Source organism: Pseudomonas sp. RL_105y_Pfl2_101, from assembly GCF_963970585.1.
Lineage (GTDB): Bacteria > Pseudomonadota > Gammaproteobacteria > Pseudomonadales > Pseudomonadaceae > Aquipseudomonas.
This window is the reverse complement of sequence record NZ_CAXAPG010000034.1, coordinates 1-24,117: the sequence shown is the minus strand read 5'-3', so window position 1 is coordinate 24,117 and position 24,117 is coordinate 1. Positions and strand designations below refer to the sequence as shown.

The window sequence follows — 24,117 nt, the reverse complement described above, 5'->3', positions numbered from 1 at the left end:
GCGATTGTGCGAAAGCGGGATGATTGGGCGATGACTGCTTCAACCTTGTGTTTCAAATCTCTGAAGGGTTGTTTTTTACAAGCAAACCTTGCCGGGGGGCTATCTAAATTGCGTAACGCCCCATAACGTAGATCGCCTTTGACTTTTACGTGCCCCGTCGCCCATGAGCAAACCGACCCGAACCGATGACGAACAGCCCCTGACCAGACCCGACGCCGTCAGCCTGCGAACGGCCTTCTGGTTCTGGCTCAAACTGGGCTTCATCAGCTTTGGCGGCCCTGCGGGGCAGATATCGATCATGCATCAGGAGTTGGTGGAGCGCCGTCGCTGGATTTCCGAGCGACGATTCCTGCATGCCCTAAATTACTGCATGTTGCTGCCGGGGCCCGAGGCTCAGCAACTGGCCACGTACCTGGGCTGGCTAATGCACCGAAGCTGGGGCGGGGTGATCGCCGGGGCGCTGTTCGTGCTGCCTTCGTTGTTCATCCTCATCGCGTTGTCCTGGCTGTACGTCGCCTTTGGCGAGGTGCCGATAGTGGCGGGCATTTTCTATGGCATCAAGCCGGCCGTGACGGCAATCGTCGTACATGCCGCCCACCGGATCGGCTCCCGCGCGCTCAAGAACAATTGGCTGTGGGCGATCGCTGCGGCGTCGTTCACCGCGATATTCGCCTTCAACGTGCCCTTTCCACTGATCGTGCTGGGTGCCGCCCTCATCGGTTACCTGGGCGGTCGCTGGATGCCGGAAAAATTCAGCCTGGGCGGCCACGATGACAAGCACCAATCCTTCGGCCCGGCATTGATCGACGATGACACCCCGCCCCCGGAGCACGTCCGGTTCAGCGCCTTCAGGCTCGCCGGGCTAGCGATCATCGGTGCCCTATTGTGGGCATTGCCAATGGGCCTGCTGACCGCGGTGTTCGGCTGGGAAGGCACGCTGACGCAAATGGCCTGGTTCTTCACCAAGGCCGCATTGCTGACGTTCGGCGGCGCCTATGCGGTTTTGCCCTACGTGTACCAGGGCGCCGTTGGACACTTCGGCTGGCTGACGCCGACACAAATGATCGATGGCCTGGCCCTGGGCGAAACCACGCCCGGGCCGCTGATCATGGTCGTGGCCTTCGTTGGTTTCGTCGGAGGCTACGTGATGCAGGTATTCGGTCCCGAACAGGCGTTTCTCGCCGGGGCCGTCGCGGCCACGCTAGTGACCTGGTTCACGTTCCTGCCCTCGTTCCTGTTCATCCTGGCCGGCGGCCCGCTGGTGGAATCGACCCACAACGCGCTGAAGTTCACCGCGCCGCTGACTGCGATTACCGCAGCGGTGGTCGGGGTGATCCTCAACCTGGCGTGCTTCTTCGGTTACCACGTACTCTGGCCCAACAGCTTTACAGGTGCCTTGGACTGGCGGTCGGCACTCATCGCAATCGCAGCGGCCATTGCGCTGTTTCGCTACAAGCTGGGGGTGATCCAGGTGTTGATGGCGTGCGGGCTGGCCGGGCTGGCGGTGCACTTGCTGCGCTAGACGAGGCGCCAGCGAGCGGTCCCGGGTCATCATTGCTCAGTGCTCTCATGTGCATGATTTGCTCCCCGTAAATGTCCGGCTGATCGCTATCGCAGCGACACTCAATAACAAGCCACCCCATGACCCAGCGCAAATGAACACCCCAGCCCATCAGCTAAGCTCAACCTATCATCACGACAGGGAATCGACATGAGCAAGGCAGACGAGCTAGCGGCCAAACTGAGGAAAACCCAGCAAACCCGCGCCGATACCGACAATTGCGCTGACCTGGCGATCGAGCACTGGCCCGCCCAGGTCTACGAACTGTATCGCCAGATCGAAACCTGGCTGGCGCCCGTGTGCGAGGCGGGCCTGGATATTCGGCGCAACCCCACCCATGTATTTGAAAGCCATACCAGCGGTTCGACGTACAGCTACGCCATCGATCAACTGGTGATCGAAGGCAATCATCACCGCATTTCATTCGACCCGATTGCGCGCTTCTCGTCCAAGGGAGAGGGATGCATTGAAGTCCATATGAAAGGGCAGGAACACTGCATCGTGCGCACACTCGGCGAACATGGTGAATCGCTCTGGCATATCCAGGTACTGCGTCTGACCGGACAACCGCGTCCTGGACCCGCCATGCTGGACGAGGACACCTTGCTCGCGCTGGTAGAGGAAGGCCTAGGGCTTTAACGCAAATGGGCGACCCTTGAGGTCGCCCATTTCGTTGGAGAACCCACTAGAACAGTGGCGCTGATTCGAGGGTTGGAGCGCTCCCAGGTACCGGTAGCGTCAGTTCCTCCAGCTGTCTTCCCACGAGTTTATGCAAGGCATTGTCGATTTCGTCAGCCACGTCTTGCGCGTATCGGGTATCCGCCCAGCTCCAGTACGGATCGGAAAAGACGCCCAACACCACCGCGCTGATTTCGACGGTCGCACGATAGCCTCCCAGATCAAACAGCAGGCCGCCGCCGGCTTCGGCATCTTCCGGCAGCGTTCACGACAGCCAGGTCCACCAACCAGTGTCTGCGGAACCTGATCCTCCGGCACAAGCCACATGGCGGTGGCCGCCGACAGCGACCAGAAGCCACCCTTCCGCCCCCTTAGGGAAGAGGTGGATTCGCCGCAAAATCCGTAGGGATATTGAGAAAGGAATGCCAAGCATCTACAGCGTCATGATGCCGCTGGGCAGCATCCTCCCAAAAAGGACCGGATACCTCTTTCGCAGAAACCAGCATCATCATTTTTATCGTCGCAGCGTCCAGCTCTTTGAGAAGTTCATGGGATGTGGCCCTGAATTCTTCGAACGACGTTATTCCATTTACCTCGTGCGGTGTTCACCGCCATTGAGAAATACATATTTCTCTATGAGTGGAGTCCCCCGGGTGGCAGCAATTCCAAACAGTCGGAGCGCCGGTAAATCCATTTCGAAGCCAGCCTTTTTCCGGTACCAATCCTGGCTGTTATGCGTCAAGTGCAACGCCGCTGGATTCCTGCCTGCCCTTCCGCTCCTGGAGCGTTCCCACATTTGTCGATGCCGCTGGCGCAGCGACGCTACTCAACGAACAGGAATCGGTCGATGATCATCGAGACCGCTTGCACCGCAGAGGTCGAGGCTGTGTCTATGCAAAACAGAGCTTCATCCCACGGCTCATACTCATGATCCAGTACCGACTGCCAAGTGGGTGGGGCCAGCCCTGGAATATCAACCTTCCTTGTTTCGACCCGGCGCCGATGTTCATGTTTATCGGAACAAATCACTTGGATATTGGCCAATCGACTACCCGCCTGTGAGGCGACTTCGCTCCACGCGATTCGGCTTTCGAGGACGGGATTGACACAATCGACGATGACCGTGCGGCCTAAACGAAGGTTGCTCAGGGCAAGCTCATTAGCCACCCTGTAACCACTGCGTCCCACATCTTGCGCAAGAGCGCCCGAGTTTCGAATCGCCTGCTCAATCGTATCGATCCGCAGGTACACGGCGCCTGTTGTAGCGGCGAGATCATTGGCGATAGTCGTTTTTCCGGTGCCGGGAAGGCCGCTGAAGACGATGAGCATTCCATGTCCTTCGCTGAGTGAAAAATCCAGTGTAGCCAGTTATACGACAGCAGAAAGCAGAAACCGCAAGAGCGATCAAATGCTGTCTCCATTCATTTGATAACGTCGCTTCAGCATTCATGGAGATCGTCATGCTGAATATCGAAAGGGCCCTGTGGTACATCGAGCTGGAGCTGGGATCCCAACTCGATCTGGGACGTGTCGCGCGCCATTGCAACATGTCTCCCTTTGCCTTGGCCCGCTTGTTTGCACTGTCGACGGGCTGGTCGGTGATGCGTTACATCCGCGCACGGCGTTTGAGCCAAGCGGCATTGACCTTGCGTCGAGGTGCGCCAGATATCCTGCAAGTAGCGCTGGATGCTGGCTACGGCTCCCATGAAGCCTTTACACGCGCCTTCTGCGATCTGTTTGGGTTCACTCCAAAGCAGGTGCGTGGGCACGAGGATGAACCTCTCTCGCTGGTGGAGCCTTTACGTATGAAAGAAAGGAAGCTCATAACACTCTCTGAACCTCGCTTTGAAACTAGGGCAGAGTTTTTCATCGCGGGCCTGGGGGATCGTTTTACCTTCGATAAGAACGAAGGCATCGTCGGCCTGTGGCAAGCGTTCTCCCCCTACCTGGGACAGGTACCCAATCAGGTCAACAACGGGAGCTATGGCCTGTGCTGTAATCCTGAACCGGATGGTAGTTTTGAGTACATTGCCGGCACCGAGGTGTCCAGCATCGACGGTCTTGCTCCGGCTTTTCGATATTTCAGGGTGCCGCAGCAAAACTATGCCGTGTTTCGACACCAAGGCCATATCTCGACGATCCATCAGACGTTCTTCACCATTTTCACTCACTGGTTGCCTGAATCCGAATACGAGCTTGCCGACGCGCCTGAGTTCGAAGAGTACAGTCCTGATTTCGAACCCTCCCGAGGGAAGGGTTACGTGGACGTGTGGATACCGCTTGCAAGACGCCAAGCCTCCCATGCCATGAATTGATAAATCAGACCACCCAGCATGGAGCCCGCCCCATGAGTTTTAATTGGCACAGTGATCCGCTCACAAGAGATACAACCGTTTGCAAGCATTACCGAAACACACAGAATGTCCGCAGATTCATGGTGGAGCACTGCGGCGCGAGCTTTAAATTTGATAGAGGCTTTATGGCCTGGATACGTAATGGTGTACCTAAAACGCTCGGAGAAGCCGTCGATGAGTGGCTGCAGCACAATCGCGATACCCCACTGAACGCCCCACGGGCATCAGGCCCGACACTCTGGATGTTCAAATGGGCGCGCCCATGCAAGGTGACTTCGCAGGACGTTATTTTGATCAAGGTGACGAGCTCGCCGAATTTAAACCTACTATGCCCCTGAAGAATCATACCGTTTGACAAACCGGCGTTCGTCGACCACGTAACCCTGCTGCTGATAAAAAATGTGAGCCTGTATTCGATGATCACTGCTAGTCACCTCAGCTCGGACGCAAAGTTGCTCTGTAAAAAACGCGTCAGCAGCGAAAACAAGCATTGCCCCTACTCCTTGTCCTCGGAAGTTTTCATCAATGACAAGGGAGGTAATGCGTCCGAGCCGACCCGGCTGATGAAACAGTTCAAGTACGTGCAGGCTTATGACACCGATAATATTTTTACCGTCTTGTGCCAGCAGCACGGTATCGCGAGCGCTAAGCTCTAAAGCCTCAAGCTTATCTCGGATTAGCTTTGGCGAGGCTTGGTAGCCTAACTGGCTTAGGAGTTTGGACACCGATTCTGCATCGGTAAGTAAGGCTTTTCGAACGTTCATATTGTTCTCAACTGGGTATTGCATAGGCTCGCCCACCATTTGTATCCGAGCGGCGCAGGCATGGACGGGGTCTCTATCGTCGGTTTCGTTAGCCAAGCAGGCGCTTGAGTTGACCAGCCTGACAAAAGGTAACGAAGCGTTCGCGTCACACCTTGCTACCTTGGACTTAGCCGACGCTACTCACTGGGCAGAAATCGGTCGATGATCATCGAGACCGCTTGCACCGGAGAGGTCAAGGCTGTGTCTATGCAAAACGTAGTTTCATCCCACAGCTCATATTCGTGATCCAGTACCGACTGCCAGGTGGGCGGCGTCAGCTCGGGAATATCAACCCTCCTTGCTTCGACCCGGCGCCGATGCTCATCTTTATCGGAGCAAATCACTTGGATGTTTGCCAATCGGCTACTCGCCTGTGAGGCGATTTCGCTCCACGCGATTCGGCTTTCGAGGACGGGATTGACACAATCAACGATGACTGTGCGACCCAACCGAAGATTGCTCAGGGCAAGCTCATTAGCCACCATGTAACCACTGCGTCCCACATCTTGCGCAAGAGCGCCCGAGTTTCGAATCGCCTGCTCAATCGTATCGATCCGCAGGTACACGGCGCCTGTCGTAGCGGCGAGATCATTGGCGATAGTCGTTTTTCCGGTGCCGGGAAGGCCGCTGAAGACGATGAGCATTCCATGTCCTTCGATTAGAGAGCTAGCCCAGTGTAGGCCGCATGCGGTAGAGATTGCTCGATTTCAGAAACCAGAGAAACCAGAGAAACCAGGGGCAGACCACGATTTTAAAACTCGTACTGAACGCAATCTTTCACATTCCTTTCACAGCCGAGCGCCTATGGTTATCTTAGCTCCTAGTGAAACCCTTTTAGCCCGGCCTCCCCAGTCGGGCTTTTCTTTGCGCGCCAAAGGTACGCCGACGCCTAGAAATCGGCGACAATCCACAATGTTGAGTTTATCCGTAATCAGCCCGCCCCATAATCGTGGTTTGTCCCCGTTTCCCCCGTCCCGTTTCCCCCTGGGGCTAGAGCACTGCCACTTCCAGCTTTGGCCAGTTAAATTTGTAGTTGAGAGGAGGCAGCTCGAAATGCTGGGCCAAATAGAGGGCTAACATTTCACCTTCTTTTGCATAGGCGGCTGTCTTATCGAGAGTCGGACACCAGCTAACCCAAAGTGTGTCCAAAGGGAAAACGGTTTCGAAAGAGGCGTAATTAAACCGCCAGCCCGCCATATGCCCTGAGACTCCGGGATTCCTTGCGCAGCGCACAAACGCAGCAAGACGCCGCCGTAAATTGTCCGATTCGCCAATAGTCAAGATACCGTGCTCGTCGGAACCGACAGCTCGGCGAATCTCGTGGTCTGCACAGATTATGTAGGCGCCGGGTGCCGCCGGTGCATTAAGGAAATGCTCAGTCAGCCTAAGCCACTCGGGTTCCCAGCCTTGCCAATTATCGACTTTCATCGCCTGCCTCCATTGCTAAGTGGCAGAACGATATCACGACTTGCATGGGCTTGATGAAACGCCAACAGACTGGCCAGGCATCCACCAAGGACAAAAACCCAGTGGCTGGAGGGGATGGAACTGGGGACAGACTACGATTCTAGCCCCTTGCAATCGACCCGTTTCATATCGTGTCTGTCCCATTTTCCTTCGCACTTCAATGAAGAACCCTGCGGCTCTCCCCAATCCTGATCCTATCGAGCGCCCTGTTTAAAGCATCCAAGGCATCGAGCAAGGCTTTCGCCTCAGCCTCCCGACCATCGCCCCAGAGGCGTTCAGCCATCTTGTTCAGTGTCTGGATAGAGCGCTCAATGTCAGCAGCCGTCACTGCTTTGCTTTCCTGATGTTTCTTTGGCATTGATTCCCTCTTCTTCAGGGCGTGCTTCATCAGCTTCAGAGAAAACTGGGGAAAACTGAGTACAGACCACTGTGCGAGCTCAATTGTAATCGCTCCGTCTCATGATCGTAGTCTGTCCCCGTCTTTCCCCGTCTTACCTATAGAAATCATACGACAGAAGCATGAAAAGCCATCAAGCGGAGCCCATATACCTGATAAAGGTATCACCGTACCCCCAAACTAAAGCCCCCATTAATGCCACCACCATCGCAGAGGCACGCGCCTGATATATTTTTTTCAGATAAGCATCAACAGCTTCTTGTGTATGAGTACGAAAGTCTTCACTAGGCTTGGGTATCAAACGAACAGCAGTGTCGGCGAGCGCAATACAGACCAATGAAAACACAGTAGTTATGCAGCCTGTGCGTTGAAACCAGAAGACAGGGTTTTCAAAAGTAGGACGGATATCAAAAAAAGACATAAACGGAATAGATGTCGCAATGAACAGGAGGAGATAACACGTCCAAAGGCACATTCTAGCTTTCATCCAAGACGCTGGTCCCACATTAGATCGGAAACTCTTCGCAGCATTATCCATTACGTCCACTCACAAAAAGAAACCAACTACCCACAGGCAATTCATGCCCACACAAAATCTATAATCCAGGTCACGTCATATGCAGCCTTCTGGCGTGGATGGGAATTGGTGAAAACTGGGAACAGATCACAATTTTTGGTTAATTTTCAATCAGCCGTCTCATAATCGTGGCCTGTCCCGGTTGCCCCCAATTCTTTCTGCCCTCACCTCATCCGCTCACACCATAAAAGTGGTTCAGCGCCATCAGTTCAAACACCGCCACCAGCGCGCAGAACGCGATGAAACCGGGGCTGAAGACCCGCTTGCGTTTGGATGGGCCGTCGCCCAACCAGGGCGCGTCGGAGTAACAGGAAAACACTACGAGAAATACCAACACCACATAGGTCCACGCCTTACTCCAGAATCCCTGTGTTTTCCATTGAGTCATCCGCGCTCTTCCGCAACCCGCTTCATTCGTCCGTTCATGAGCTCATCCGCATAGCGACCAAACCGATCGTCGACTTCCTGAAGTTTCACACAGCGTGAATCAGATCGACGGCCCGGTCGCCGACGCTCATTAGCCAGAATCGCATTACTTGGCTTTTGCGCTCTTGATGTCACTTATGATTTTCTGAGAAATAGCCTGGACCTGCTCTTGAGTCATAGCCGACATGACACCTTCCCAGGCCGACGACGACGTGTCATAGGTGCGAGTTCCAATCAGACGACCTGATTTCAAGTCCGAGTAGTCTGCACTGGAATTGACCCACGCATTTCCCACCATGACCCCGGCTCCGTAGCGCGCGCCAGGGGTCAGGTAACGGAAATTGGTCACGTTGATCTTGATACCGACACCGTCCTTGCCCTCGAGGCTTGATGCCTGAGCCTCTGTAAGGCTGTAGCCGGCGCGAGTCGCTTCGACTTGCAGGGCGTCATTCCACTCTTGCTTCAAGCGAGGCCAGTCCTCGTTTTTTTGAACCTTGCTATTGCCTTGAAAGTTTACGATCAAGTTCTGCTTGGCTGACTCCTGAATGACGAGCGTTTCAGTCCCGCCGCTTTTCACAGAGGCAGCGCATCCGCTCAACATCAAAACAGCAACAGCGCAGGACAGCGCAATCGAAAGCTTGGGTGTGTTCATTGAATTTCCATATCCACAAAATCGGTTGAGAGAGGAGTTAAATATCCCGCCGAGCCAGATGGGCCCACATGCTGGACGCGCAGAATTTAGCACCATTACTTCGCTGCTACGAGCCAAGGACGGGCCAGCAAAGACTGGGACAGACCAGGTGCGTGCATTAATCTGGCGGCCTCAGAATCGTGGTTTGTCACTTCTTATCGGCGCGAAACCAGCCCTTACACAGGCGCCTATGGGCAGGTAACAGCCTTTCGAGACTGCTTCTTGGTCCACAGCAGGCGACCATTGATTCTTCCCTCAGACCATGACTCGGTAACCAGAGCGCAATTGCCACTTAGGTTCTCAACAAACGTCCTTGGATAACCTTCAGGCTCATCTCCACCCAGACGCATCCAATTTGGATCTGGCGAGGTCACTGATTGATAAGGCATGCAGGCTGCCAGTGTGACCAGCGAGAGAGCCAAAACTACCTTTTTCATTTAAGTCCCAATCAATTAACGAGTATCTGGGCAAAACGCGGAGTGTAGATTGACTGGATGTTTTCCCAACGCGAGCTACGACGGGGACTTGCTGCAAGTGCCGCTATGGAATCCACCTCGATCGGCGGAAACCAGAAAGCTGGGGACAGGCCGCGATTTGAGTTCAAGTCTAATCGGGCCGCTTCATAATCCTGGTCTGCCCGCATTTTTCTTGCATCCGCAGCCCACAAGACCATTGTCGCGATTGATGATGAGGAGATGGAGACAGACTCCGATTTGAACTCATGATCACTTTCCAACCCACTGTAACGCCACCCTAATGCTCGCCCCCTTCGGGCTCGGCTCGTGAAGATGGCACGGAAACGACGGCAAGGGTTTAAATTGGACCAGGCCATATCCAATCGTGCCTGCACCATCTCATTCTTCGCCTGAACGATCTGCCCTGCCAAACTTAGCGCCCTCCTTTTGAACTCCCTGTGAAGCGCCTGCTCCTCGGTCTCGTTTCCCAGTGGCTTAACCGTCATCTCGGAAAATGTGAAAAGAACTTTGTCGCTGAGCACATAAAACGTGCCGCGACATTTTTGTATACCGCCCTGAAAAATAAAATCGACCGAACTGAACGCATGTTCGTCCATGTTTATGTAGTACAGCGGCTCACCCAGGAGGTTTCGAACTATTCCGTCCTGGTGAATCCGGCCCAAGGGTGCCCCATCGCTGCCCCGGCCTTTGAAGACCAAGTACCGACCGTTCGTGTAGTTGTACGGCATTAACGGTCCTCATCCCGAATAGACATCGGAACACATGGTTTGGCCATTCGCGGCCCCCACCCATGACCCGTCCACAACGCTATCAGGTCAGGACTCCCCATGCTCATTTCTTCTCATGCCTAAGCCGCCACGGTGGAAGAACCCCTTCGAAAAGTGAAAAGGCTCGATGCACGAAACGGTTGAAGCGAGCGGCATCACGCCGCAGCCCTGCCTGTTGACCCCCAATCAGGCACAGGTGGGCCACCTGCCCCATCACTTCTGCTTCGCCTGGCCTATGGGCCAAGCGACGACACGTCCGTACCGCGAAGTCCAACCGTCGTGTGTCAACACGCTGCTGAAACTCGCCTACCAACGGATCGTGCAGCGACCAGGCTCGGATGGAAACTTCCCGTCCGGGTTGTTTCTCAGCGGCAATACTCAAGTAGCGTTTCAAGATTTCGCCCGCGCTACGACCTTGCGCCGCAAAAGCGAGCATGCGCTCCGTGTAGTCTTCTTCCCAAGCGGCCAACAAGGTGCGGACAAAATCTTCGCGATTGCGGAAATGGTGATAGAACGATCCGCGGGTCACATTCAATCGGCGCGATAGACTCTCGGCTGACACGCCAATATGCCCTGTCTGGTCGAGGGCCTCAAAACCAGCCGCGATCCAATGGTGACGCGTTAGTTTTTCCATCCGTTATTTCGCTCCCTATTTGGCGCCATACAGACTGTGTATGGCGCGCAACCGATCGATATGCTGCGAACACCAGCAAAGATGGCCGTTGCGTTTTGCACCCCAGCACTTTTCATGGAGCTCGCCTTGAAGAAAATCGTTCTGGTTGCTTTCGACCAATTCACTGATATCGACCTATTCCTGATGTGGGACATCTTAGGCCGCAACACCGAGGACTGGCACGTCCGAATATTGGGTTCCAGCCCTGTCGTACGATCGGCCCACGGCCTGCCTGTTTCGGTACACGGTCCGCTTTCCGAGGCCAATAGTGCCGACGCGGTATTGTTCGTCAGCGGCAAGGAAGGAGTACCCGCTGCACTGGCCGCCCCGGATTTCCTGCCGTCGTTTGAACTTGACCCCAGACGCCAGCGAATCGGCTCCCTATGCGCCGGCGCTTTCATCCTTCAACGGCTTGGGCTGCTCAGCGGCCGAGCAACGACACACCCCGATGCACGATCGGGCTTGCAAGCGCTGGGACTTGAGCCCGTGGACCAGCCTCTCGTATGCCAGGGCAACGTTGCAACTGCTGGCGGGTGCCTTTCGGCGCTCTATCTGGTGGGATGGTTGGTTGAATCCTGGTTCGATGCCGACAAGCGCCGTGCTACGTTGCTCCCTGTTCTGCCGGCTGGACAGCAAGCGCTGTATGATGTGCTGATCGGGCTCAGTATCCGACAAGGAGAAGTTGGCGCCGCCCAACAAGAAACGCGACATGGCATGTCATCTAATTGGTAGTTAGAACTCAGGAAGAGATCCCCGATGCCCCGAGAATTTGAGCTCATTAAGTCCGTGCCGGTCCCCTCGAGGTCCGGCATCACCCACCTCTACAAGTCGACGAACCTGGCGGACGCTTTTGCGATTCAGCTCCCTGCGGGCACATCCAGCGACCCAGACTTGCTTGCGCGATTCATCCTTTCCCACCAGCCATCCTGGATCGGATGGCTCATGAAAGTCCGAGACACTGTCGTTGCCTGTTTTGGTCTCAAGACAGCCAGACATCTGGCGACACTTGCTCATCGGATTCAAATCTTCAAGGTCTACAGCACGAACCAGACTGAAATCGTGTTGGGAGAGGACGACAAGCACCTCGACTTCCGGATATCGATCCTGTGTTCTGAAGAGGCTGAGCCAGAAGGCAGTCGCCAACTGGTTTTTTCAACCGTGGTCCAGTGCCACAACCGTCTGGGCCGGGCCTACATTTTCGTTATTGCCCCGTTTCACCGCTTGGTTGTTAAGGCGAGCCTGCGCCGTGCAGCGCGCATTGGTTGGCCTTTGGCTGCCTGAGCCGCGACGCCACAAACCCCGTGGCGAGGGAGCTTGCTCCCGCTGGGTGGCGAAGCCGCCCCAAAAAGGGATGGCGCCGTTTTACAGACAAACCGCATCAACCGGTTTACGACGGCTGCGCCGCCGAAAGGGAGCAAGCTCCCACTCGGCGATAAAGCCACCCTCGCTTGTTGAAGCACCGGGGACAAACCACGAACCGTCTCTTAATCGTAGTCTGTCCCCCGCTCTCCTCTTATGAACGGGCGGCTTATAGGTCGCCCGTCTTCATTACTCCGCCGCCTGCGCCCGCAATCGTCTTCCAATCACATCCATGACATCACAGCCATCGCGTAACGATGTGGTCAACAATTTACAAAAATCAGTGAGCACCACGGTGTCTGAGCTGATGTCCGAGCGAAACGCGATATTTTCCAAGACTTGGGTCACCGTGCGGATGCGGTAATCGGCGGTTTCGAACAGGACGTCTAGAGGGGCCTCAGTGTCGATGAGCAGGGTTGCGGGGATGCAGTCGATGCCGGTGATGGGCATGTATCGGGTCATGAGCAGTACCTTCATTCAATTGATAAGGACTACCACTCAAACGTCGCCAAACGAAAGGGTGGCAGCTGTGCTCGGGTTGGCGAACCGGGAATGAAAGCGAACCGGCAGACTCGAAAGTCTCCCGCACACAGCTGCCATAAAGCAGTCTGCAACTGCAAAAAAGCCCCGCAGTGTAGCAGGAGCTTTTGCGCTTCATTCAATCGAGTCGCCAAACCCGAATCGCCATCTGGGCGACAGAGGGACAATAAGTTGCATATCCAGATGCTGCAATGCGCTGGTTTCCGAGGTTTGTGTAGGAATTTGCGTCAATGCCTCTCGCGGTGCTCGTTTGAGCCCTCATAAGCCACAGCGAAGGGACATTATGAGTTGATGTCCTGACATCAGATCGAGGAAGTCAGCGAGGCGGTGCAGCTGTTGGTTCTGAATAGCCGCGCCGAGGATCTGCCGCAGGCACAGCCGAAAGTCAAAGGGCCGTCCGACATTATCCGCCACTATTTCCGCCAGGGAATGCATGACCGGTTGACGGCTCTCACAGCAGATCTGAGCGAGAAGAAGGACCGCACCACTATCTAGCGATTGATCGCATGCTCACTCGTTGAGCTATGAGAAGTCGGCTCCGCTCCTCAAAGTAAAGCGCCACGGTTACGAGATAACTGAAAACGTGGCGCGCAAATTACGGCAAGCAGGATTCGCCGAATCGCTACAGATGAACACTGAAGATGGAGAGTAGGATTAATCTTCGGCGCTCAGCAGGCTTGAATTCCGAGCGGATGTGTTAAGTACGCGATTGACGATGGCGATCATGAATCTAAAGCTGAAGCTTGGCGCATTCCCATCAATAATCAAATCTCCGCTTGCCGCAAGGATTGATCCGTCAGGCGCAACGAGAAAGCGGCTGATCACAACCGGCTCGCCAGCTACTAGACTATAAATCAACAACACTGCTTCCAGCACACCGTTTTCTTCTCGACCTAGAGGACCGTACTGGATAGCGAATTTTTTTCCAAGAACTTGACCATCTATCCGGTTCTGCCCAGCCAAAGACGACACTGAAATTGCGCCACCCAAAAATTGGTTTCCGAGCTCTTCCCAATGCTCCACACGCTCCAGCAACCTCGTTTGAGCGCCTTTTACGGCCCACCGTGTCTTGCCGATTTTATTGGCGAAGAGGTCCGCGTCGTATTCAAAATCCGTCTTATTCATTTCAAAAAAATCCAAATAGCCGGCCCCATGCCAGTCACCCGTAATACCTTAACCCAAACCAAATTGCCACCGCCGGGCGCGGAGGGTGGGTGCCTGACCGGAACATTGCTATCAGTAATTTATGGGGCGCGAAGGCACTCCTCATCAAGCGTACTCAGTGTCGGAATGTCGCCGGTCCTGGGAATGTTCGCTAAGAAATATCGAGTCTTCTCAACGTCAAATACCCTGTTGTAGATAACCGCAATCAGGCTTCGAGAAATTCGAAACACGCCACAATCCCGGCAGTCGATTTCCAGATAATCGCCGCTCGAAGGGTTTTGATTCGCTGCTGTACCGCATACCAAACAATTCATTGCCGCTCCTTGATCCGGCCTCATGCCGGGCCATCAACCAATAGCCCACAAACTCGAATCACGCCAACCAGCGAGGATCTTCTATGTATTGTTCAGAAATGGCAGCAGATCACCGTAACCCCAAATGACGGTGCCCAATATGACCTGCAAAGCAAGCAGCTTGCGCTGAAAAGACATCCAAGGCTCGAACTTGATGAGAGTGTTTGGTAGGCGCTGTAGCCCCTCAGCGAGCAGACGATCCGCAAGTATCGCGAAAACTGTCACAAGTGCTCCCGACCGCATAACCCATACACCAATCGGTTCCGAAGCTGGTTTCCATATCCCTTGAATGGAAACTACTACAGCAATTATGGACATGCAGGTAAGCAGCGCTGCTACACCAATGCGCCTTCTAACGTCTGATATTGAATCCGCATGAGTGCCCATTGGCTCGAAACCGACCACATCGTCCTCCTAAAACATATACCGGCGAGTAGCCATTATGCCCATTACTTACGGAAGCGTGTGCAGCCGTATCGAAGCGGCAACGCTTGCATGGAGGCCGCTCGGCATGCGGGCCGCCCGGTTCGCTGAGATCGAAGCATTTCCGTCGGCAATCCTGGTCCACCACTACCCAGCCACTCCGAACCTTGGCGACATGACGAAGCTCGGGGCCCTGGTGCTGGCAGGGAAGATCCCCGCACCAGACGTGCTGGTCGGAGGCACCCCGTGCCAGGCCTTCTCGGTCGCCGACATGCGCAAAGGCCTAACCGACCCTCGCGGCGCCCTCACAATCAAATACGTGGAGCTTGCAGATGCAATTGACTATGTTCGCGCCGGCCAGCGAAAGCCCGCCAGCGTAATCGTCTGGGAAAACGTCCCCGGCGTCCTCAATGACAAAGGGAACGCCTTCGGATGCTTTCTTGGCGCGCTTGCTGGGGAAGACTGCGAACTGCAGCCTTCAGGGAAGAAATGGTCGAACGCTGGTTGTGTGTATGGACCCAAAAGAACAATCATGTGCCGGGTTCTGGACGCCCACTATTTCGGACTGTCCCAGCGACGCCGCCGTGTGTTCGTTGTCGCAAGTGCTCGAGACGGGTTCGATCCCACCGAGGTACTTTTTGAGCGAGAAGGCGTGCGCCGGGATACTGCGCCGCGCCGAGGCCAGGGGCAAGACGTTACAGCTCCTTTCGGCCCTGCGCTCCAGTGCGGATGCGGGTACGTCTTCCCTGAATCCCTAGGGCATTACGGCTGTCCGAACTGCGAGGGCGACGAAGGCCCGGCGGTGATCATATTCGGCGGCATCCCGGTCTTCGTCGGCCACGGCCTGGACGGATCGATCGAGCGCGCCGCGACACTCACGGCCAAGGACAGCCGTCTCGACATCGAAAGCGAGACGTTCTTCGTGGTGCCGCCAATTGATACGAGTTACGGACGGCTCCATGGATGCACCCATCAGGACGCCAACCACGGCCACAGCCATCTGGTGGTGCATGGCACGCAAGATCCCGATATTCGGATCAACCAGGCCCACACGTTGGGAAGGAACAATGGCAGCGAGAACGCTTTCCTCGATCGCTCATTACTGCAGCGATTCACCCCAAGAGAGTTTGAGCGCCTTCAGGGCATGCCCGACGACTACACGCTGATCCCGTGGCGCAGCAAGCCCGCCGAGGACTGCCCGGACGGTCCACGCTACAAGGCTATCGGCAACAGCAAGGCGGTCCCCGTCGTCCGCTGGATCGGTCGGCGCCTTCTGATAGAACTTAAAACCAGCCCGTACGGCTGATCACATCAGCCAGGTGCCTAATGTGATTCTGGATTTTGTGTCGGATAGCAGGGAAACATAGCAAAACTATGGGCTACGCTTAACAGGCCTCATCCCGAGCCAAGGAGATTCATTCTGAATGCCGTCTTCGCCGAGCAATACAGGCTTATCTTAATAGGACGTCAAGAAAATGAGCAAAAAACTTTCGATATTTTTTTCAATCGTGCTGTTCACTCTAGCTTGCGAGAAAAGCAGCGGAGACACGACAGTCGAGGATGACAGGCTCTGCTCTGATGCGGGCACCAGAATATTCAGAACCTGTAAACAAAACGGAAACACTGATTCCGCTTGCTTTTACGAATCGGGAAAAGAAATAAATAACTGTTTGAAAAATCGTAGTATCCGCAATGCTGCAAAACTACCGCCGCCCTCAACATCTACCGAACTAATAAACTACGGTTCTCCGTCCAACAAAAGTGGGAGTGGATTAAAATGTGGCTATTGGAACTGCGAACCAAAGTGATAGCAGGTGCTATGGCATTAATTTTTTGCGGCTCATCACTCGCTAAAGCCCCCAGCGAAGAGGAGACCTATCAGTATATTCAGGACTACCTTGTGGGATGCTCATACGTTTCCAAGGTGGAGCATGCAAATAGCAATTTCCGGGTATATAGAGCACATGGATCAATACGAACCTATTACGAGTTTGATATTCTAGATTTTGAGATGCCGGCAGAGTTCAATCCTGGCTCAGTTTATCAATGCGCCAATGGGGCATGCATTAAAGTTTATACTGCAACACCTCCAAGTGAGTGGCATCCGCAACCAAGTGAAACTTTGTTCGGCTTATTTTGCAGCCCACACTCAGAGGAAAGGATAGTTAAGGCAGTTCGTTACATACTCAAGCTCAAACAACCAAACCAATTAGAATTCCCTGACTAAGGTAAAATCCTCTAAAACTATATGGCAGCGGAGCGCATGTGCGGCAACAGCGCCAACCCGCCGCCGATGGCAGCACTGGCGCGAGCCAACGATCCATGGCGGCAGACTGAAGTTAGAGCGGTAGCGGCTTAGCTGTTGCTGTCGGCAATGGCGTGGAGAGCGGATTCGATCTTTGACGATGCCTCTTGGATGGCAACAGCAAGGATTGCGGCATTGAAATCCTGACCCGCTGTCTTGATGAACGCAGCTACAAGCTCAGGGTTCTTTGCTGCATATCCCTCCCCAAAGATCCGATCAATCTTCTCCTTCGCGGCGAATAGATAGTCATTTGCCGTCATCGACGCCTGATCCATCAACGTTGTGTAGTCAGCGGTGATTGCCATCGAACGATCCTCATTTATGGATCCAAGACTGTCGCACGGCCAGCCGAACCTTTCAATCCACCCTCCATCGCCCGGGCATGCCCCGGCAAGGACATAGCCATGCCCGCAGAAAAGATGAAGGCCTATCACGTCGACACCGGCTGACCATGCACATGACCGACGCAGTACCGCCGCTGGCGGGCAAGCGAATCATCGAAGCCCTAATGACTGCCGCCTAGGTAGACATAGCCAACTTTGATACTTTGATATTTATTCCTCCACCGCCCCCACTAATTGCAAGTACCTCAAAGCTCTGTTGAGATTCTGTTCCGGTACCCTTAATGTAACTAAGGGAAATCTCGACAGCCTCATTTGCGCTCAAGCGGCCATAGGGAATTAGAAGCGCCTCTTCAAAAGAAATGAAACTGTCCAAGCGGAAAACCTCGCTAAAGCTTCCGTCGGGATTAACAACATTCACCTTCAAAAATTCACACTTTGGCCCCTGATTCGACAAGTGGAAGCGAGCATTGGTTTGATCACCGATATATAGCGTATCCTTATAATAGAATCTAATGTCGGGCTCAGCACTCCTTTCAAGCTGCATCGAATGCTGAAACACGGAAGCAATTTCCGCCTCTAGTTGTCGCTTAGACACTTCAACTAAAGCTGACTGCTGTTCAACCGATTGCTTAAGCTCATCAGCCTGCATTAAAAGTGCTTTGGTTCCCTGCCGTAACTCAATACCTTGTTGGAAAAACCCAAGAACGAGCCAGAGGATAGCAATCGGACCAAAAGCCCCCGCAAGAAAGTCTCCCACTTCATTTAGTGGCATCCCCTGTAACGTCTCGATGCGATCACCGATCAGCCACCAAGAAAAAATTGCGTATCCGATAGTAAGAACGATCCCAATTATTGCTAATGCCCTGCCCATAACCCACTCCTTTTGATAATGCCTGAGCTTACTTGAACAGGCATCAAGGTGCCCCCATGCCCAAAGAAAACAGCTTCGACCTGAACACTCCAGATGGCGGTCGCGGGTACATCGCTGAAAGGTTTAAGACCGTGCTGAAGCGTCACGACTACCGTCAGTACATTACTGAGCGGCTAGCCGACGACTTTGCGCGCACGCTGGCGCAGCACTTCGAACGCAACACCGCCCAGTGTGACGCCCTGCAGCTGCGCCTGAACGCAGCGGATCTGCAGAACGATGAGCTGAAGGCGCGCTGAAGGATCTGATCAGCGCCGTCCGGTCAAACAATCGCAGCCCGGCATACAAGGTCACGGTTATTGGCGACGACGAGCCGCAATATCGGCAGCGAAAGGAGGGGAAAAGGGGACACCCATTAGCCGGTCTCAAGTCAAGGCTAAAAGCCAACTCGCCCTGCAGCTTTTAACTGTAGGGTTTCCCTTTGTCTCAACCTGCTCGGTTGAACCCGTCGTACCCGTTTTCTCATCAATGGCTACGACCGAGTCGTGCCTGACACCCATATGGATCAAGCGGTAGCAACACAACACGCACCGCCCTGGCAGTGAACTGCCCCAGAGAAACGTTGGTACCGCCAATGTGTCCAAAACGTGTCACAGAACTGTGGCTCGTGCGCAAAGCGCACGTCCAGTCTCTACTGGCTCACTTAGCGGACGACCCGGTTACAACGCACTCAAGCGGTGATGATCGGACGCCACTCGGATTTTTGGCTCACGTCCAGTCCCCTTTCGGTTGCCCGATCATCACCTGACTCGCCCTTCAGGCGAAACAGCGTTTAGCGTCAAAAGGCTGCTTCTCCTTAAGGATGTGGTAGGTCGCTCGCGCTAGCTTGTGAGCCAGTGCTTTAGTCGCCACCACGCCATTGGTCTTGGCTTTCTTTTTCTCAAAAAATCGTTTGGCATCGTCACTGAATTGCCGCGCAAAATTGGCCGCTTCAATAAAGGCCCAGATCAGGTACGCGTTACCGTTTTTGGCGTTGCCTTCACCCTTCTTTTTGCCGTTGGAGTAGCGCGCTCTTTTTACGCACCGAGCATAGGAGGCAAAGTGACCGACCTTTGCAAAACGTTCTATGTCACCGGTTTCCAACATGATGACTGTTGCCAGTACTTCACCGACGCCTGGCATCGTTTTTAGCAACAAATACTCAGGTCGTAATTTGGCCTGTTGAAGCAGTCGCGCTTCAAGCGCGGCGATCTGCGCTTCAAGCGCCCGGATGACCGCCACATTGGCATTCATTGCCAAAGCCACATCTGTTGGCAGGCCCAGCCTGTCAACGGATGCGGCAGAAAAGCCTTTGATTTCATTACAGCTAAAACCATGGCCGAACTGGCGCGCGGCAATGTTCTCGACAGCCAGGATATGCTGGGTTCTTGTGCGCACCAGTTGAATGCGTTTACGCGCCAAGTCTCTCAACGCACGCTCCTGAGGCGGATGAATATAGCCCGTCGGTAGAATCCCGAGTCGCAGCAAATGCGCGAGAAATACCGCATCATCCTTGTCGTCTGAATGCTTCAAACCGTCGTAGCGCTTCATCGCCACCGGGTTTGCCAGTTTGACGTCCATGCCCGCGGCCATAAGGCCATCGACCAGCCAATGCCAGTTGTACGTCGACTCGACCACCACACCGACCAACTCGTCACGGTGTGGTTCGAACAGTGAGAGGATCGGCGTGAGCTCATTGGGACAGCGTCGGCTCACCAAGACTCTGTCCGTTTCGTCGGTTACCACGACAACGCTGTTGTTCGAATGCAGGTCTATGCCACAGAATTTCATCACGGCCTCCTCAGCAAAAGTCTAAGTTCGCACCTTGAATTTTGCGCCACCTCCGTGAGGTGGGGAGGCCGGCCAGATGATTCTCAGATTTATTTTCTAGCCGCCTGCCAGTTGATCCAAACGAATCCATTCGATGAACTCAGCGCAGCGAAGCAAAAATAAATCTGCCCCCTTTTCTGGCCCCCTTTTCTGCCTTTTCTGCGTGTTACGGTTTTCGCACCGCTTCAATGAGTGCAGAGATCGGATTGGGCTTGTCATTCATACGTGTATCGGAGCCTGCCTCAAATACGACCTCAGCACTTATGAGTAGCTGATCGTTGAGTGTGAGCTTGCAAAAAGTGACACGGGGCTTAGAGCTAGAGGTTTGATTTAGCGGGTCGCATTTGAGAAAGCCCACATGGCCCTTAAGAGGCACCTTCGTTCCCGCGATAGCGTCACTGAGCTGAAACTGGGGCGGCATCCGATTTCCTAGACCTGCCCATATTTGAGGTTGATCATCAAAGGAAAAGCCCGAATGGGATCTTCCGCACAGATTCACGCCGGTACGCTTACCGTCAATGATCTGCGCGTCCCAGTAGCAAACATACTGTCTGCTCACGACGACGATCTTTCCTGGGCCGTAATTGACCTTTGTCTCTTCTGGATAGCTGGCGCACCCACTCAGAGCTAATGCGGCAAAGACGGATACTGCTGTGAGACGGTTACGAACGAATTTCACTGGCCAGCTACCTTGCTATTAAATGGCGCCAGTAATACCGGCAAACCGCCACTATTTCAAGCTTGAGAAGGAAAAAGGAAAAAGGAAAAAGGAAAAAGGAAAAAGGTACAGATTTATTTTCTAGCCGGCTGCCATTTGATCCAAGCGAATCCATTCGATAAAAATTCTCAGCGCAGCGAAGCAAAAAAAACCCCTTTTTTCGTCCTTTTTCCCCTTCTCATTCGACTTAACCAGTACACGAGTAGTGAACACCAGCAGAGAACGGCCAGAAGTGGTCACCTGAAATGCCCCCGACCTTCATATCACCGTGGAAGAGATCGCATGTGCCAACCCAAAACGTGCTTTGAGCAAACGCGGCTAGGCGCGTTCATGTCGCTATAGTCGACTCTATTGCCGACCGTACTTCCAGGAGCCTTTTCCCAGTGTCTGACATGTCGACCAACTTCGCTTACACAAAACGCTTCAACGCCGTCCTCGCCTACATTAACGAGAATCTCGAAGGTGATCTGTCGGTGAATACGTTGAGCCATGTGGCGAACTTTTCGGCATTTCACTTCCATCGACAATTCACCGCGTTCGTAGGCGTGCCTGTTTCACGTTATGTGCAACTGATGCGATTACGACGCGCGGCGCATCGCCTTGCCGCCGTCGCTGATCACTCGGTACTGGAGGCCGCACTCGGTGCCGGCTTCGAAAGTCCGGAGGCATTTTGCAGGGCGTTCAGGCGAGCGTTCGGTATGACGCCGAGTGCGTTCAGGAAAGAACCGAATTGGCAGGTCTGGAATGCGGTGTTCGCAATCCCTCATTTTTCCAGGAAAATCATCATGCAAATACGAATCGTGCAATTCCCTGAAGTCAGGGTCGCTGCATTTGAACACTGCGGGCCCGCCGGGCTCGTCAATGAGAGCGTGCGCAAGTTCATCGAGTGGCGTAAGCAGAGCGGACAGTCGCCGGTGGCGTCGAGTCGCAGCTTTGGCATTCCCTATGGCAACCCCGATACGACACCTGCGCAAGCATTCCGCTTCGCAATCTGCGGCGAGATTCACGAAGCCGTGGCGCCGAATGAGTTCGGCGTGCGCGAAATCGTCATTCCCGGCGGTCGCTGCGTCGTGGTACGACATGTGGGGTCACCGGATCACATCGGCGAAACGATCTATCCGATTTACCGCGATTGGCTTCCTGCCAGTGGAGAGGAACTTCGTGACCAGCCGCTGTTCTTCCATTACCTGAGCATCTACCCCGAGACACCGCAGGATCACTGGCAAACTGATGTGTATGTTCCGCTGCAATAGCGGGGCAAGCAGTTTTCGATCCTGAACTGACGTCGATGAATGTCCATTCAGACAGGCCAGCGAACCCGGGACAGCCCATGACGTTGAGTTTACTCATCATCAGATCGTGGCCTGCCCTGTTTTCCGGCGGCAATCAGCCGCTAGCACAGGATTTACAGACGCGCAGATTCCCTGTCTCGGGCGCTTTGCCCGGCCGGATAGCCGGCATTGGTACCACCTTCGTCTCTTTGCTGCAGTTATCACAAAAGATGCCGCCGCACGCTCGACAGTGGTGCTTACGGGTAAAGACGCCAAAGGCAGTATTGCAGCCGGGGCAGCGTTGGACGCTGTCGTCTGGTTTCCAGAGGCTGGGGCGGCTTTGCAACTGGCGAAACACGTCCTGCCCACCGGGAACTTCCGCAGCCTTGTAGAACGTTTCGATTCCTTTATGCACGCTCGTCGCGCCGGTCATGACCTCGTGGTAGGTGTGGGTCGAACTCTGGCTGGTCGGCATGAAATGAAAGAAGGCGACAATACAGAACGCCAGCGCGGCAAGGCTATCATCGTCCTCGATACCCATTTGCGTGGCGGCGTAAACCATATCCATCGCCGAGCCGGATTTACCTGCCCAGATGGAGTTGTTCAGGCTGCGCTGGTTGGCGATCCAGGGGTTGTCCTCCGCAAGGCTGTATTTCTCGTTCTCGATGCGCATACCTCGGGTAGTGCCTCGATTTGGCGTCTCGAATCTGTTGCAGCGGCAGAAGTCGTGGATAGCGGCGACCTTTTTATACAGCCGGGTCAGCGGCAACTCGGTTGCGAGGGCGTCGACAATGTCCCGGGTCCAATCCAGTGTCGCGCCGGGGCCGTAGTACGACTCGCCCTCAGGGCAGTTGCGTCGTCTGCTGGTGATAGCCTGCTGGATATTCCCTATTAATCGGTCCAGCACATAACGTTCGAACATCTTGACGTTGGCGAGGACATCGAGCGCCAGGCGCTCTTCTTTTTGCCTGTTATCCGTGGCTGCAACATGCCCTCGTAGCGCGATGATCAGTGTGTCAATCGACGTGAATGTTTTTTCCTGTGTGCTTTGCAATGCCAGACTGGTAGGTTCACCGTCCAGGCGCCCGGCAGGCCCGAACGGACTGTTCGAAGACACGGAGACGAATTGCCCGCGGGCATTGCCGCTCGCAATGGGTGCTGCTACCCAATCGTTGAACGTTGGCAGGAACAGCGCCGATTCGTCGGCGGCGAGCCGTGGCGCCACCTGCGTGCTCCAGAATGTCGTCTTGAGCTGTTTGCTGCGGAAAGGCCGGATCTTTCTCTCCCGCACCAGTTGCTCCACGCCCTCATCGGTGCAGTCGAAAACAAGGATCTCGTTGACCGTTAACATGGCTCGTCCTTGAGAGAAGAAATTGGCGGGGGGATCGCTTGGCCGCTTAGCAACACGTGGCTGCGCTAGCCATCAGTGATGGCCTGCGACTGTCGAAAATCTCGTATGCCGCAATGCTCACTTCGCTCGATTTGATGATCGAGAGCAAGTGTTCCAAGGCATCAACTTACGCTTGATTGCTCATGACTCGCGCCTTGACCTGACCCAATGTCGGAACACCAAGGAATAGCCCACAAACTCGAATCACGCCAACCGGCGAATAAAAGCCGGGGACGGCCCCCGATTTGAGCTCACTTGTAATCGGCCCATCTAATAATCGTGGCCTGTCCCCCTGCTCGCTCGCGCAGTGGCGGGCCTTGCGGCTGGTTCTGCACTCTGGTGGCCTCAGGACGTGTTCGCGCACAACCTGAGGTCGCCCTCTCTTTATCCGGCGCAACGCAAAAGTCCCGATCCAAGTCGGGAAAAGGGGACAGATTTATTTTCTAGCTCGCTGCCAGCTGATCCAAGCGAATCCATTCGATAAAACTCTCAGCGCAGCGACGCAAAAATAAATCTGTCCCGAATGGCACTTACTTAACGGCTAACTAACTGATACGGCTGCAAAAAATGAAAAAAGGCTGGCCTTGGTCTACGGTGATAGTTGCGAACACACACCGATCAAGCAAGGACACAGCCCGAGTGA

27 protein-coding genes and 3 pseudogenes are annotated in these 24,117 nt (G+C 54.5%); 12 read left to right on the top strand and 18 right to left on the bottom strand.

What is annotated here, in order from left to right; translation table 11 throughout:
- Positions 1 to 163 precede the first annotated feature (163 nt).
- On the top strand, positions 164 to 1,522 hold the full coding sequence (chrA, locus tag AACY31_RS24580) for a chromate efflux transporter (protein WP_339492891.1): 1,359 nt from the start codon (positions 164 to 166) through the stop codon (positions 1,520 to 1,522).
- A 189-nt stretch (positions 1,523 to 1,711) separates the two neighbouring features.
- Positions 1,712 to 2,200: a hypothetical protein gene (locus AACY31_RS24575; RefSeq protein WP_339492892.1), complete on the top strand. Its 489-nt coding sequence runs from the start codon at positions 1,712 to 1,714 to the stop codon at positions 2,198 to 2,200.
- 46 nt (positions 2,201 to 2,246) lie between these two features.
- Here the strand turns inward: AACY31_RS24575 and AACY31_RS24570 are convergent.
- Both AACY31_RS24570 and AACY31_RS24565 read right to left on the bottom strand, forming a co-directional pair.
- Positions 2,247 to 2,540: pseudogene (locus AACY31_RS24570) on the bottom strand (hypothetical protein); the annotation flags it as partial.
- Between the two features lie 521 nt (positions 2,541 to 3,061).
- Positions 3,062 to 3,568 carry an AAA family ATPase gene (locus AACY31_RS24565; protein ID WP_339479959.1) on the bottom strand — a complete coding sequence of 169 codons (507 nt, stop codon included), beginning with the start codon at positions 3,566 to 3,568 and terminating at the stop codon, positions 3,062 to 3,064.
- A gap of 131 nt (positions 3,569 to 3,699) precedes the next feature.
- Here AACY31_RS24565 and AACY31_RS24560 point away from each other — a divergent pair, with 131 nt between their 5' ends.
- Entirely contained in the window at positions 3,700 to 4,554 is an 855-nt protein-coding gene (locus tag AACY31_RS24560) for an AraC family transcriptional regulator (RefSeq protein WP_339505205.1), read from the top strand.
- A 32-nt stretch (positions 4,555 to 4,586) separates the two neighbouring features.
- Positions 4,587 to 4,781: pseudogene (locus AACY31_RS24555) on the top strand (DUF6434 domain-containing protein); the annotation flags it as partial.
- Positions 4,782 to 4,919: 138 nt separating this feature from the next.
- On the opposite strand, the gene AACY31_RS24550 reads toward AACY31_RS24555, so the two are convergent.
- The 9 genes from AACY31_RS24550 to AACY31_RS24510 all read right to left on the bottom strand — a co-directional run bounded on the left by AACY31_RS24550 (position 4,920) and on the right by AACY31_RS24510 (position 10,831).
- Entirely contained in the window at positions 4,920 to 5,453 is a 534-nt protein-coding gene (locus tag AACY31_RS24550; RefSeq protein WP_235868028.1) for a GNAT family N-acetyltransferase, read from the bottom strand.
- Positions 5,454 to 5,533: 80 nt separating this feature from the next.
- Entirely contained in the window at positions 5,534 to 6,040 is a 507-nt protein-coding gene (locus tag AACY31_RS24545; protein WP_079304523.1) for an AAA family ATPase, read from the bottom strand.
- Between the two features lie 346 nt (positions 6,041 to 6,386).
- Positions 6,387 to 6,824 carry a hypothetical protein gene (locus AACY31_RS24540; RefSeq protein WP_063320330.1) on the bottom strand — a complete coding sequence of 146 codons (438 nt, stop codon included), beginning with the start codon at positions 6,822 to 6,824 and terminating at the stop codon, positions 6,387 to 6,389.
- A gap of 196 nt (positions 6,825 to 7,020) precedes the next feature.
- The gene (locus AACY31_RS24535) at positions 7,021 to 7,221 is read right to left on the bottom strand and encodes a hypothetical protein (RefSeq protein WP_079302043.1); all 201 of its coding nucleotides are present in this window, start codon (positions 7,219 to 7,221) and stop codon (positions 7,021 to 7,023) included.
- 172 nt (positions 7,222 to 7,393) lie between these two features.
- Positions 7,394 to 7,747, bottom strand: a complete 354-nt coding sequence (locus AACY31_RS24530; RefSeq protein ID WP_139381066.1) for a hypothetical protein — start codon at positions 7,745 to 7,747, stop codon at positions 7,394 to 7,396.
- 259 nt (positions 7,748 to 8,006) lie between these two features.
- Positions 8,007 to 8,225: a hypothetical protein gene (locus AACY31_RS24525; RefSeq protein WP_079302042.1), complete on the bottom strand. Its 219-nt coding sequence runs from the start codon at positions 8,223 to 8,225 to the stop codon at positions 8,007 to 8,009.
- Between the two features lie 144 nt (positions 8,226 to 8,369).
- Entirely contained in the window at positions 8,370 to 8,915 is a 546-nt protein-coding gene (locus AACY31_RS24520; protein ID WP_079302041.1) for a DUF4410 domain-containing protein, read from the bottom strand.
- 487 nt (positions 8,916 to 9,402) lie between these two features.
- Entirely contained in the window at positions 9,403 to 10,158 is a 756-nt protein-coding gene (locus AACY31_RS24515) for a hypothetical protein (protein WP_079302039.1), read from the bottom strand.
- A 103-nt stretch (positions 10,159 to 10,261) separates the two neighbouring features.
- A complete protein-coding gene (locus AACY31_RS24510) occupies positions 10,262 to 10,831 on the bottom strand; it encodes a TetR/AcrR family transcriptional regulator (RefSeq protein ID WP_079302038.1) in 570 nt (189 codons plus the stop codon).
- A gap of 126 nt (positions 10,832 to 10,957) precedes the next feature.
- On the opposite strand from AACY31_RS24510, the gene AACY31_RS24505 reads away from it, so the two are divergent.
- Together AACY31_RS24505 and AACY31_RS24500 are read left to right on the top strand one after the other, a co-directional pair.
- The gene (locus AACY31_RS24505) at positions 10,958 to 11,602 is read left to right on the top strand and encodes a DJ-1/PfpI family protein (RefSeq protein ID WP_339505200.1); all 645 of its coding nucleotides are present in this window, start codon (positions 10,958 to 10,960) and stop codon (positions 11,600 to 11,602) included.
- A gap of 24 nt (positions 11,603 to 11,626) precedes the next feature.
- Positions 11,627 to 12,151, top strand: a complete 525-nt coding sequence (locus tag AACY31_RS24500; RefSeq protein ID WP_046063484.1) for a DUF2867 domain-containing protein — start codon at positions 11,627 to 11,629, stop codon at positions 12,149 to 12,151.
- 267 nt (positions 12,152 to 12,418) lie between these two features.
- Here AACY31_RS24500 and AACY31_RS24495 read toward each other — a convergent pair whose 3' ends face one another.
- Positions 12,419 to 12,691: a hypothetical protein gene (locus tag AACY31_RS24495; protein ID WP_003203821.1), complete on the bottom strand. Its 273-nt coding sequence runs from the start codon at positions 12,689 to 12,691 to the stop codon at positions 12,419 to 12,421.
- Between the two features lie 405 nt (positions 12,692 to 13,096).
- On the opposite strand from AACY31_RS24495, the gene AACY31_RS24490 reads away from it, so the two are divergent.
- Positions 13,097 to 13,264 (top strand): hypothetical protein, encoded by a 168-nt coding sequence (locus AACY31_RS24490; RefSeq protein WP_339505199.1) that lies wholly within the window; start codon positions 13,097 to 13,099, stop codon positions 13,262 to 13,264.
- A 159-nt stretch (positions 13,265 to 13,423) separates the two neighbouring features.
- Here AACY31_RS24490 and AACY31_RS24485 read toward each other — a convergent pair whose 3' ends face one another.
- Positions 13,424 to 13,894 (bottom strand): hypothetical protein, encoded by a 471-nt coding sequence (locus AACY31_RS24485; RefSeq protein ID WP_339505198.1) that lies wholly within the window; start codon positions 13,892 to 13,894, stop codon positions 13,424 to 13,426.
- Positions 13,895 to 14,728: 834 nt separating this feature from the next.
- On the opposite strand from AACY31_RS24485, the gene AACY31_RS24480 reads away from it, so the two are divergent.
- Positions 14,729 to 16,015 carry a DNA cytosine methyltransferase gene (locus AACY31_RS24480; RefSeq protein ID WP_339505197.1) on the top strand — a complete coding sequence of 429 codons (1,287 nt, stop codon included), beginning with the start codon at positions 14,729 to 14,731 and terminating at the stop codon, positions 16,013 to 16,015.
- A gap of 471 nt (positions 16,016 to 16,486) precedes the next feature.
- The gene (locus tag AACY31_RS24475) at positions 16,487 to 16,936 is read left to right on the top strand and encodes a hypothetical protein (protein WP_339505195.1); all 450 of its coding nucleotides are present in this window, start codon (positions 16,487 to 16,489) and stop codon (positions 16,934 to 16,936) included.
- 128 nt (positions 16,937 to 17,064) lie between these two features.
- On the opposite strand, the gene AACY31_RS24470 is transcribed toward AACY31_RS24475, so the two are convergent.
- On the bottom strand, positions 17,065 to 17,319 hold the full coding sequence (locus tag AACY31_RS24470) for a hypothetical protein (RefSeq protein ID WP_339505194.1): 255 nt from the start codon (positions 17,317 to 17,319) through the stop codon (positions 17,065 to 17,067).
- Positions 17,320 to 17,453: 134 nt separating this feature from the next.
- On the opposite strand from AACY31_RS24470, the pseudogene AACY31_RS24465 reads away from it, so the two are divergent.
- Positions 17,454 to 17,537, top strand: a pseudogene (locus tag AACY31_RS24465) (DNA cytosine methyltransferase); the annotation flags it as partial.
- On the opposite strand, the gene AACY31_RS24460 reads toward AACY31_RS24465, so the two are convergent.
- Complete coding sequence (locus AACY31_RS24460) at positions 17,534 to 18,229, bottom strand: hypothetical protein (RefSeq protein ID WP_339505192.1); 696 nt, start codon at positions 18,227 to 18,229, stop codon at positions 17,534 to 17,536. The pseudogene AACY31_RS24465 and the gene AACY31_RS24460 overlap by 4 nt on opposite strands.
- Before the next feature lie 56 nt (positions 18,230 to 18,285).
- On the opposite strand from AACY31_RS24460, the gene AACY31_RS24455 reads away from it, so the two are divergent.
- Positions 18,286 to 18,525, top strand: coding sequence for a hypothetical protein (locus AACY31_RS24455; RefSeq protein WP_339505191.1), 240 nt, complete (start codon positions 18,286 to 18,288; stop codon positions 18,523 to 18,525).
- Positions 18,526 to 19,042: 517 nt separating this feature from the next.
- Here AACY31_RS24455 and AACY31_RS24450 read toward each other — a convergent pair.
- Together AACY31_RS24450 and AACY31_RS24445 are read right to left on the bottom strand one after the other, a co-directional pair.
- Positions 19,043 to 20,056, bottom strand: coding sequence for an IS110 family transposase (locus AACY31_RS24450; protein WP_339505190.1), 1,014 nt, complete (start codon positions 20,054 to 20,056; stop codon positions 19,043 to 19,045).
- A gap of 205 nt (positions 20,057 to 20,261) precedes the next feature.
- Positions 20,262 to 20,774: a hypothetical protein gene (locus AACY31_RS24445; RefSeq protein ID WP_079302034.1), complete on the bottom strand. Its 513-nt coding sequence runs from the start codon at positions 20,772 to 20,774 to the stop codon at positions 20,262 to 20,264.
- Between the two features lie 422 nt (positions 20,775 to 21,196).
- Between AACY31_RS24445 and AACY31_RS24440 the strand changes: the two genes are divergently transcribed.
- Positions 21,197 to 22,066, top strand: coding sequence for an AraC family transcriptional regulator (locus tag AACY31_RS24440; RefSeq protein ID WP_046063517.1), 870 nt, complete (start codon positions 21,197 to 21,199; stop codon positions 22,064 to 22,066).
- 133 nt (positions 22,067 to 22,199) lie between these two features.
- On the opposite strand, the gene AACY31_RS24435 is transcribed toward AACY31_RS24440, so the two are convergent.
- Complete coding sequence (locus tag AACY31_RS24435) at positions 22,200 to 23,435, bottom strand: FYVE zinc finger domain-containing protein (RefSeq protein ID WP_339505188.1); 1,236 nt, start codon at positions 23,433 to 23,435, stop codon at positions 22,200 to 22,202.
- Between the last annotated feature and the right edge of the window lie 682 nt (positions 23,436 to 24,117).

Coding starts and splice junctions, on each gene's coding strand:
- chrA (WP_339492891.1), top strand. CDS start 164: ATGAGCAAACCGACCCGAACCGATGACGAACAGCCCCTGACCAGACCC.
- AACY31_RS24575 (WP_339492892.1), top strand. CDS start 1,712: ATGAGCAAGGCAGACGAGCTAGCGGCCAAACTGAGGAAAACCCAGCAA.
- AACY31_RS24565 (WP_339479959.1), bottom strand. CDS start 3,568: ATGCTCATCGTCTTCAGCGGCCTTCCCGGCACCGGAAAAACGACTATC.
- AACY31_RS24560 (WP_339505205.1), top strand. CDS start 3,700: ATGCTGAATATCGAAAGGGCCCTGTGGTACATCGAGCTGGAGCTGGGA.
- AACY31_RS24545 (WP_079304523.1), bottom strand. CDS start 6,040: ATGCTCATCGTCTTCAGCGGCCTTCCCGGCACCGGAAAAACGACTATC.
- AACY31_RS24540 (WP_063320330.1), bottom strand. CDS start 6,824: ATGAAAGTCGATAATTGGCAAGGCTGGGAACCCGAGTGGCTTAGGCTG.
- AACY31_RS24535 (WP_079302043.1), bottom strand. CDS start 7,221: ATGCCAAAGAAACATCAGGAAAGCAAAGCAGTGACGGCTGCTGACATT.
- AACY31_RS24530 (WP_139381066.1), bottom strand. CDS start 7,747: ATGAAAGCTAGAATGTGCCTTTGGACGTGTTATCTCCTCCTGTTCATT.
- AACY31_RS24525 (WP_079302042.1), bottom strand. CDS start 8,225: ATGACTCAATGGAAAACACAGGGATTCTGGAGTAAGGCGTGGACCTAT.
- AACY31_RS24520 (WP_079302041.1), bottom strand. CDS start 8,915: ATGAACACACCCAAGCTTTCGATTGCGCTGTCCTGCGCTGTTGCTGTT.
- AACY31_RS24515 (WP_079302039.1), bottom strand. CDS start 10,158: ATGCCGTACAACTACACGAACGGTCGGTACTTGGTCTTCAAAGGCCGG.
- AACY31_RS24510 (WP_079302038.1), bottom strand. CDS start 10,831: ATGGAAAAACTAACGCGTCACCATTGGATCGCGGCTGGTTTTGAGGCC.
- AACY31_RS24500 (WP_046063484.1), top strand. CDS start 11,627: ATGCCCCGAGAATTTGAGCTCATTAAGTCCGTGCCGGTCCCCTCGAGG.
- AACY31_RS24495 (WP_003203821.1), bottom strand. CDS start 12,691: ATGACCCGATACATGCCCATCACCGGCATCGACTGCATCCCCGCAACC.
- AACY31_RS24485 (WP_339505198.1), bottom strand. CDS start 13,894: ATGAATAAGACGGATTTTGAATACGACGCGGACCTCTTCGCCAATAAA.
- AACY31_RS24480 (WP_339505197.1), top strand. CDS start 14,729: ATGCCCATTACTTACGGAAGCGTGTGCAGCCGTATCGAAGCGGCAACG.
- AACY31_RS24475 (WP_339505195.1), top strand. CDS start 16,487: ATGTGGCTATTGGAACTGCGAACCAAAGTGATAGCAGGTGCTATGGCA.
- AACY31_RS24470 (WP_339505194.1), bottom strand. CDS start 17,319: ATGGCAATCACCGCTGACTACACAACGTTGATGGATCAGGCGTCGATG.
- AACY31_RS24460 (WP_339505192.1), bottom strand. CDS start 18,229: ATGGGCAGGGCATTAGCAATAATTGGGATCGTTCTTACTATCGGATAC.
- AACY31_RS24455 (WP_339505191.1), top strand. CDS start 18,286: ATGCCCAAAGAAAACAGCTTCGACCTGAACACTCCAGATGGCGGTCGC.
- AACY31_RS24450 (WP_339505190.1), bottom strand. CDS start 20,056: ATGAAATTCTGTGGCATAGACCTGCATTCGAACAACAGCGTTGTCGTG.
- AACY31_RS24435 (WP_339505188.1), bottom strand. CDS start 23,435: ATGTTAACGGTCAACGAGATCCTTGTTTTCGACTGCACCGATGAGGGC.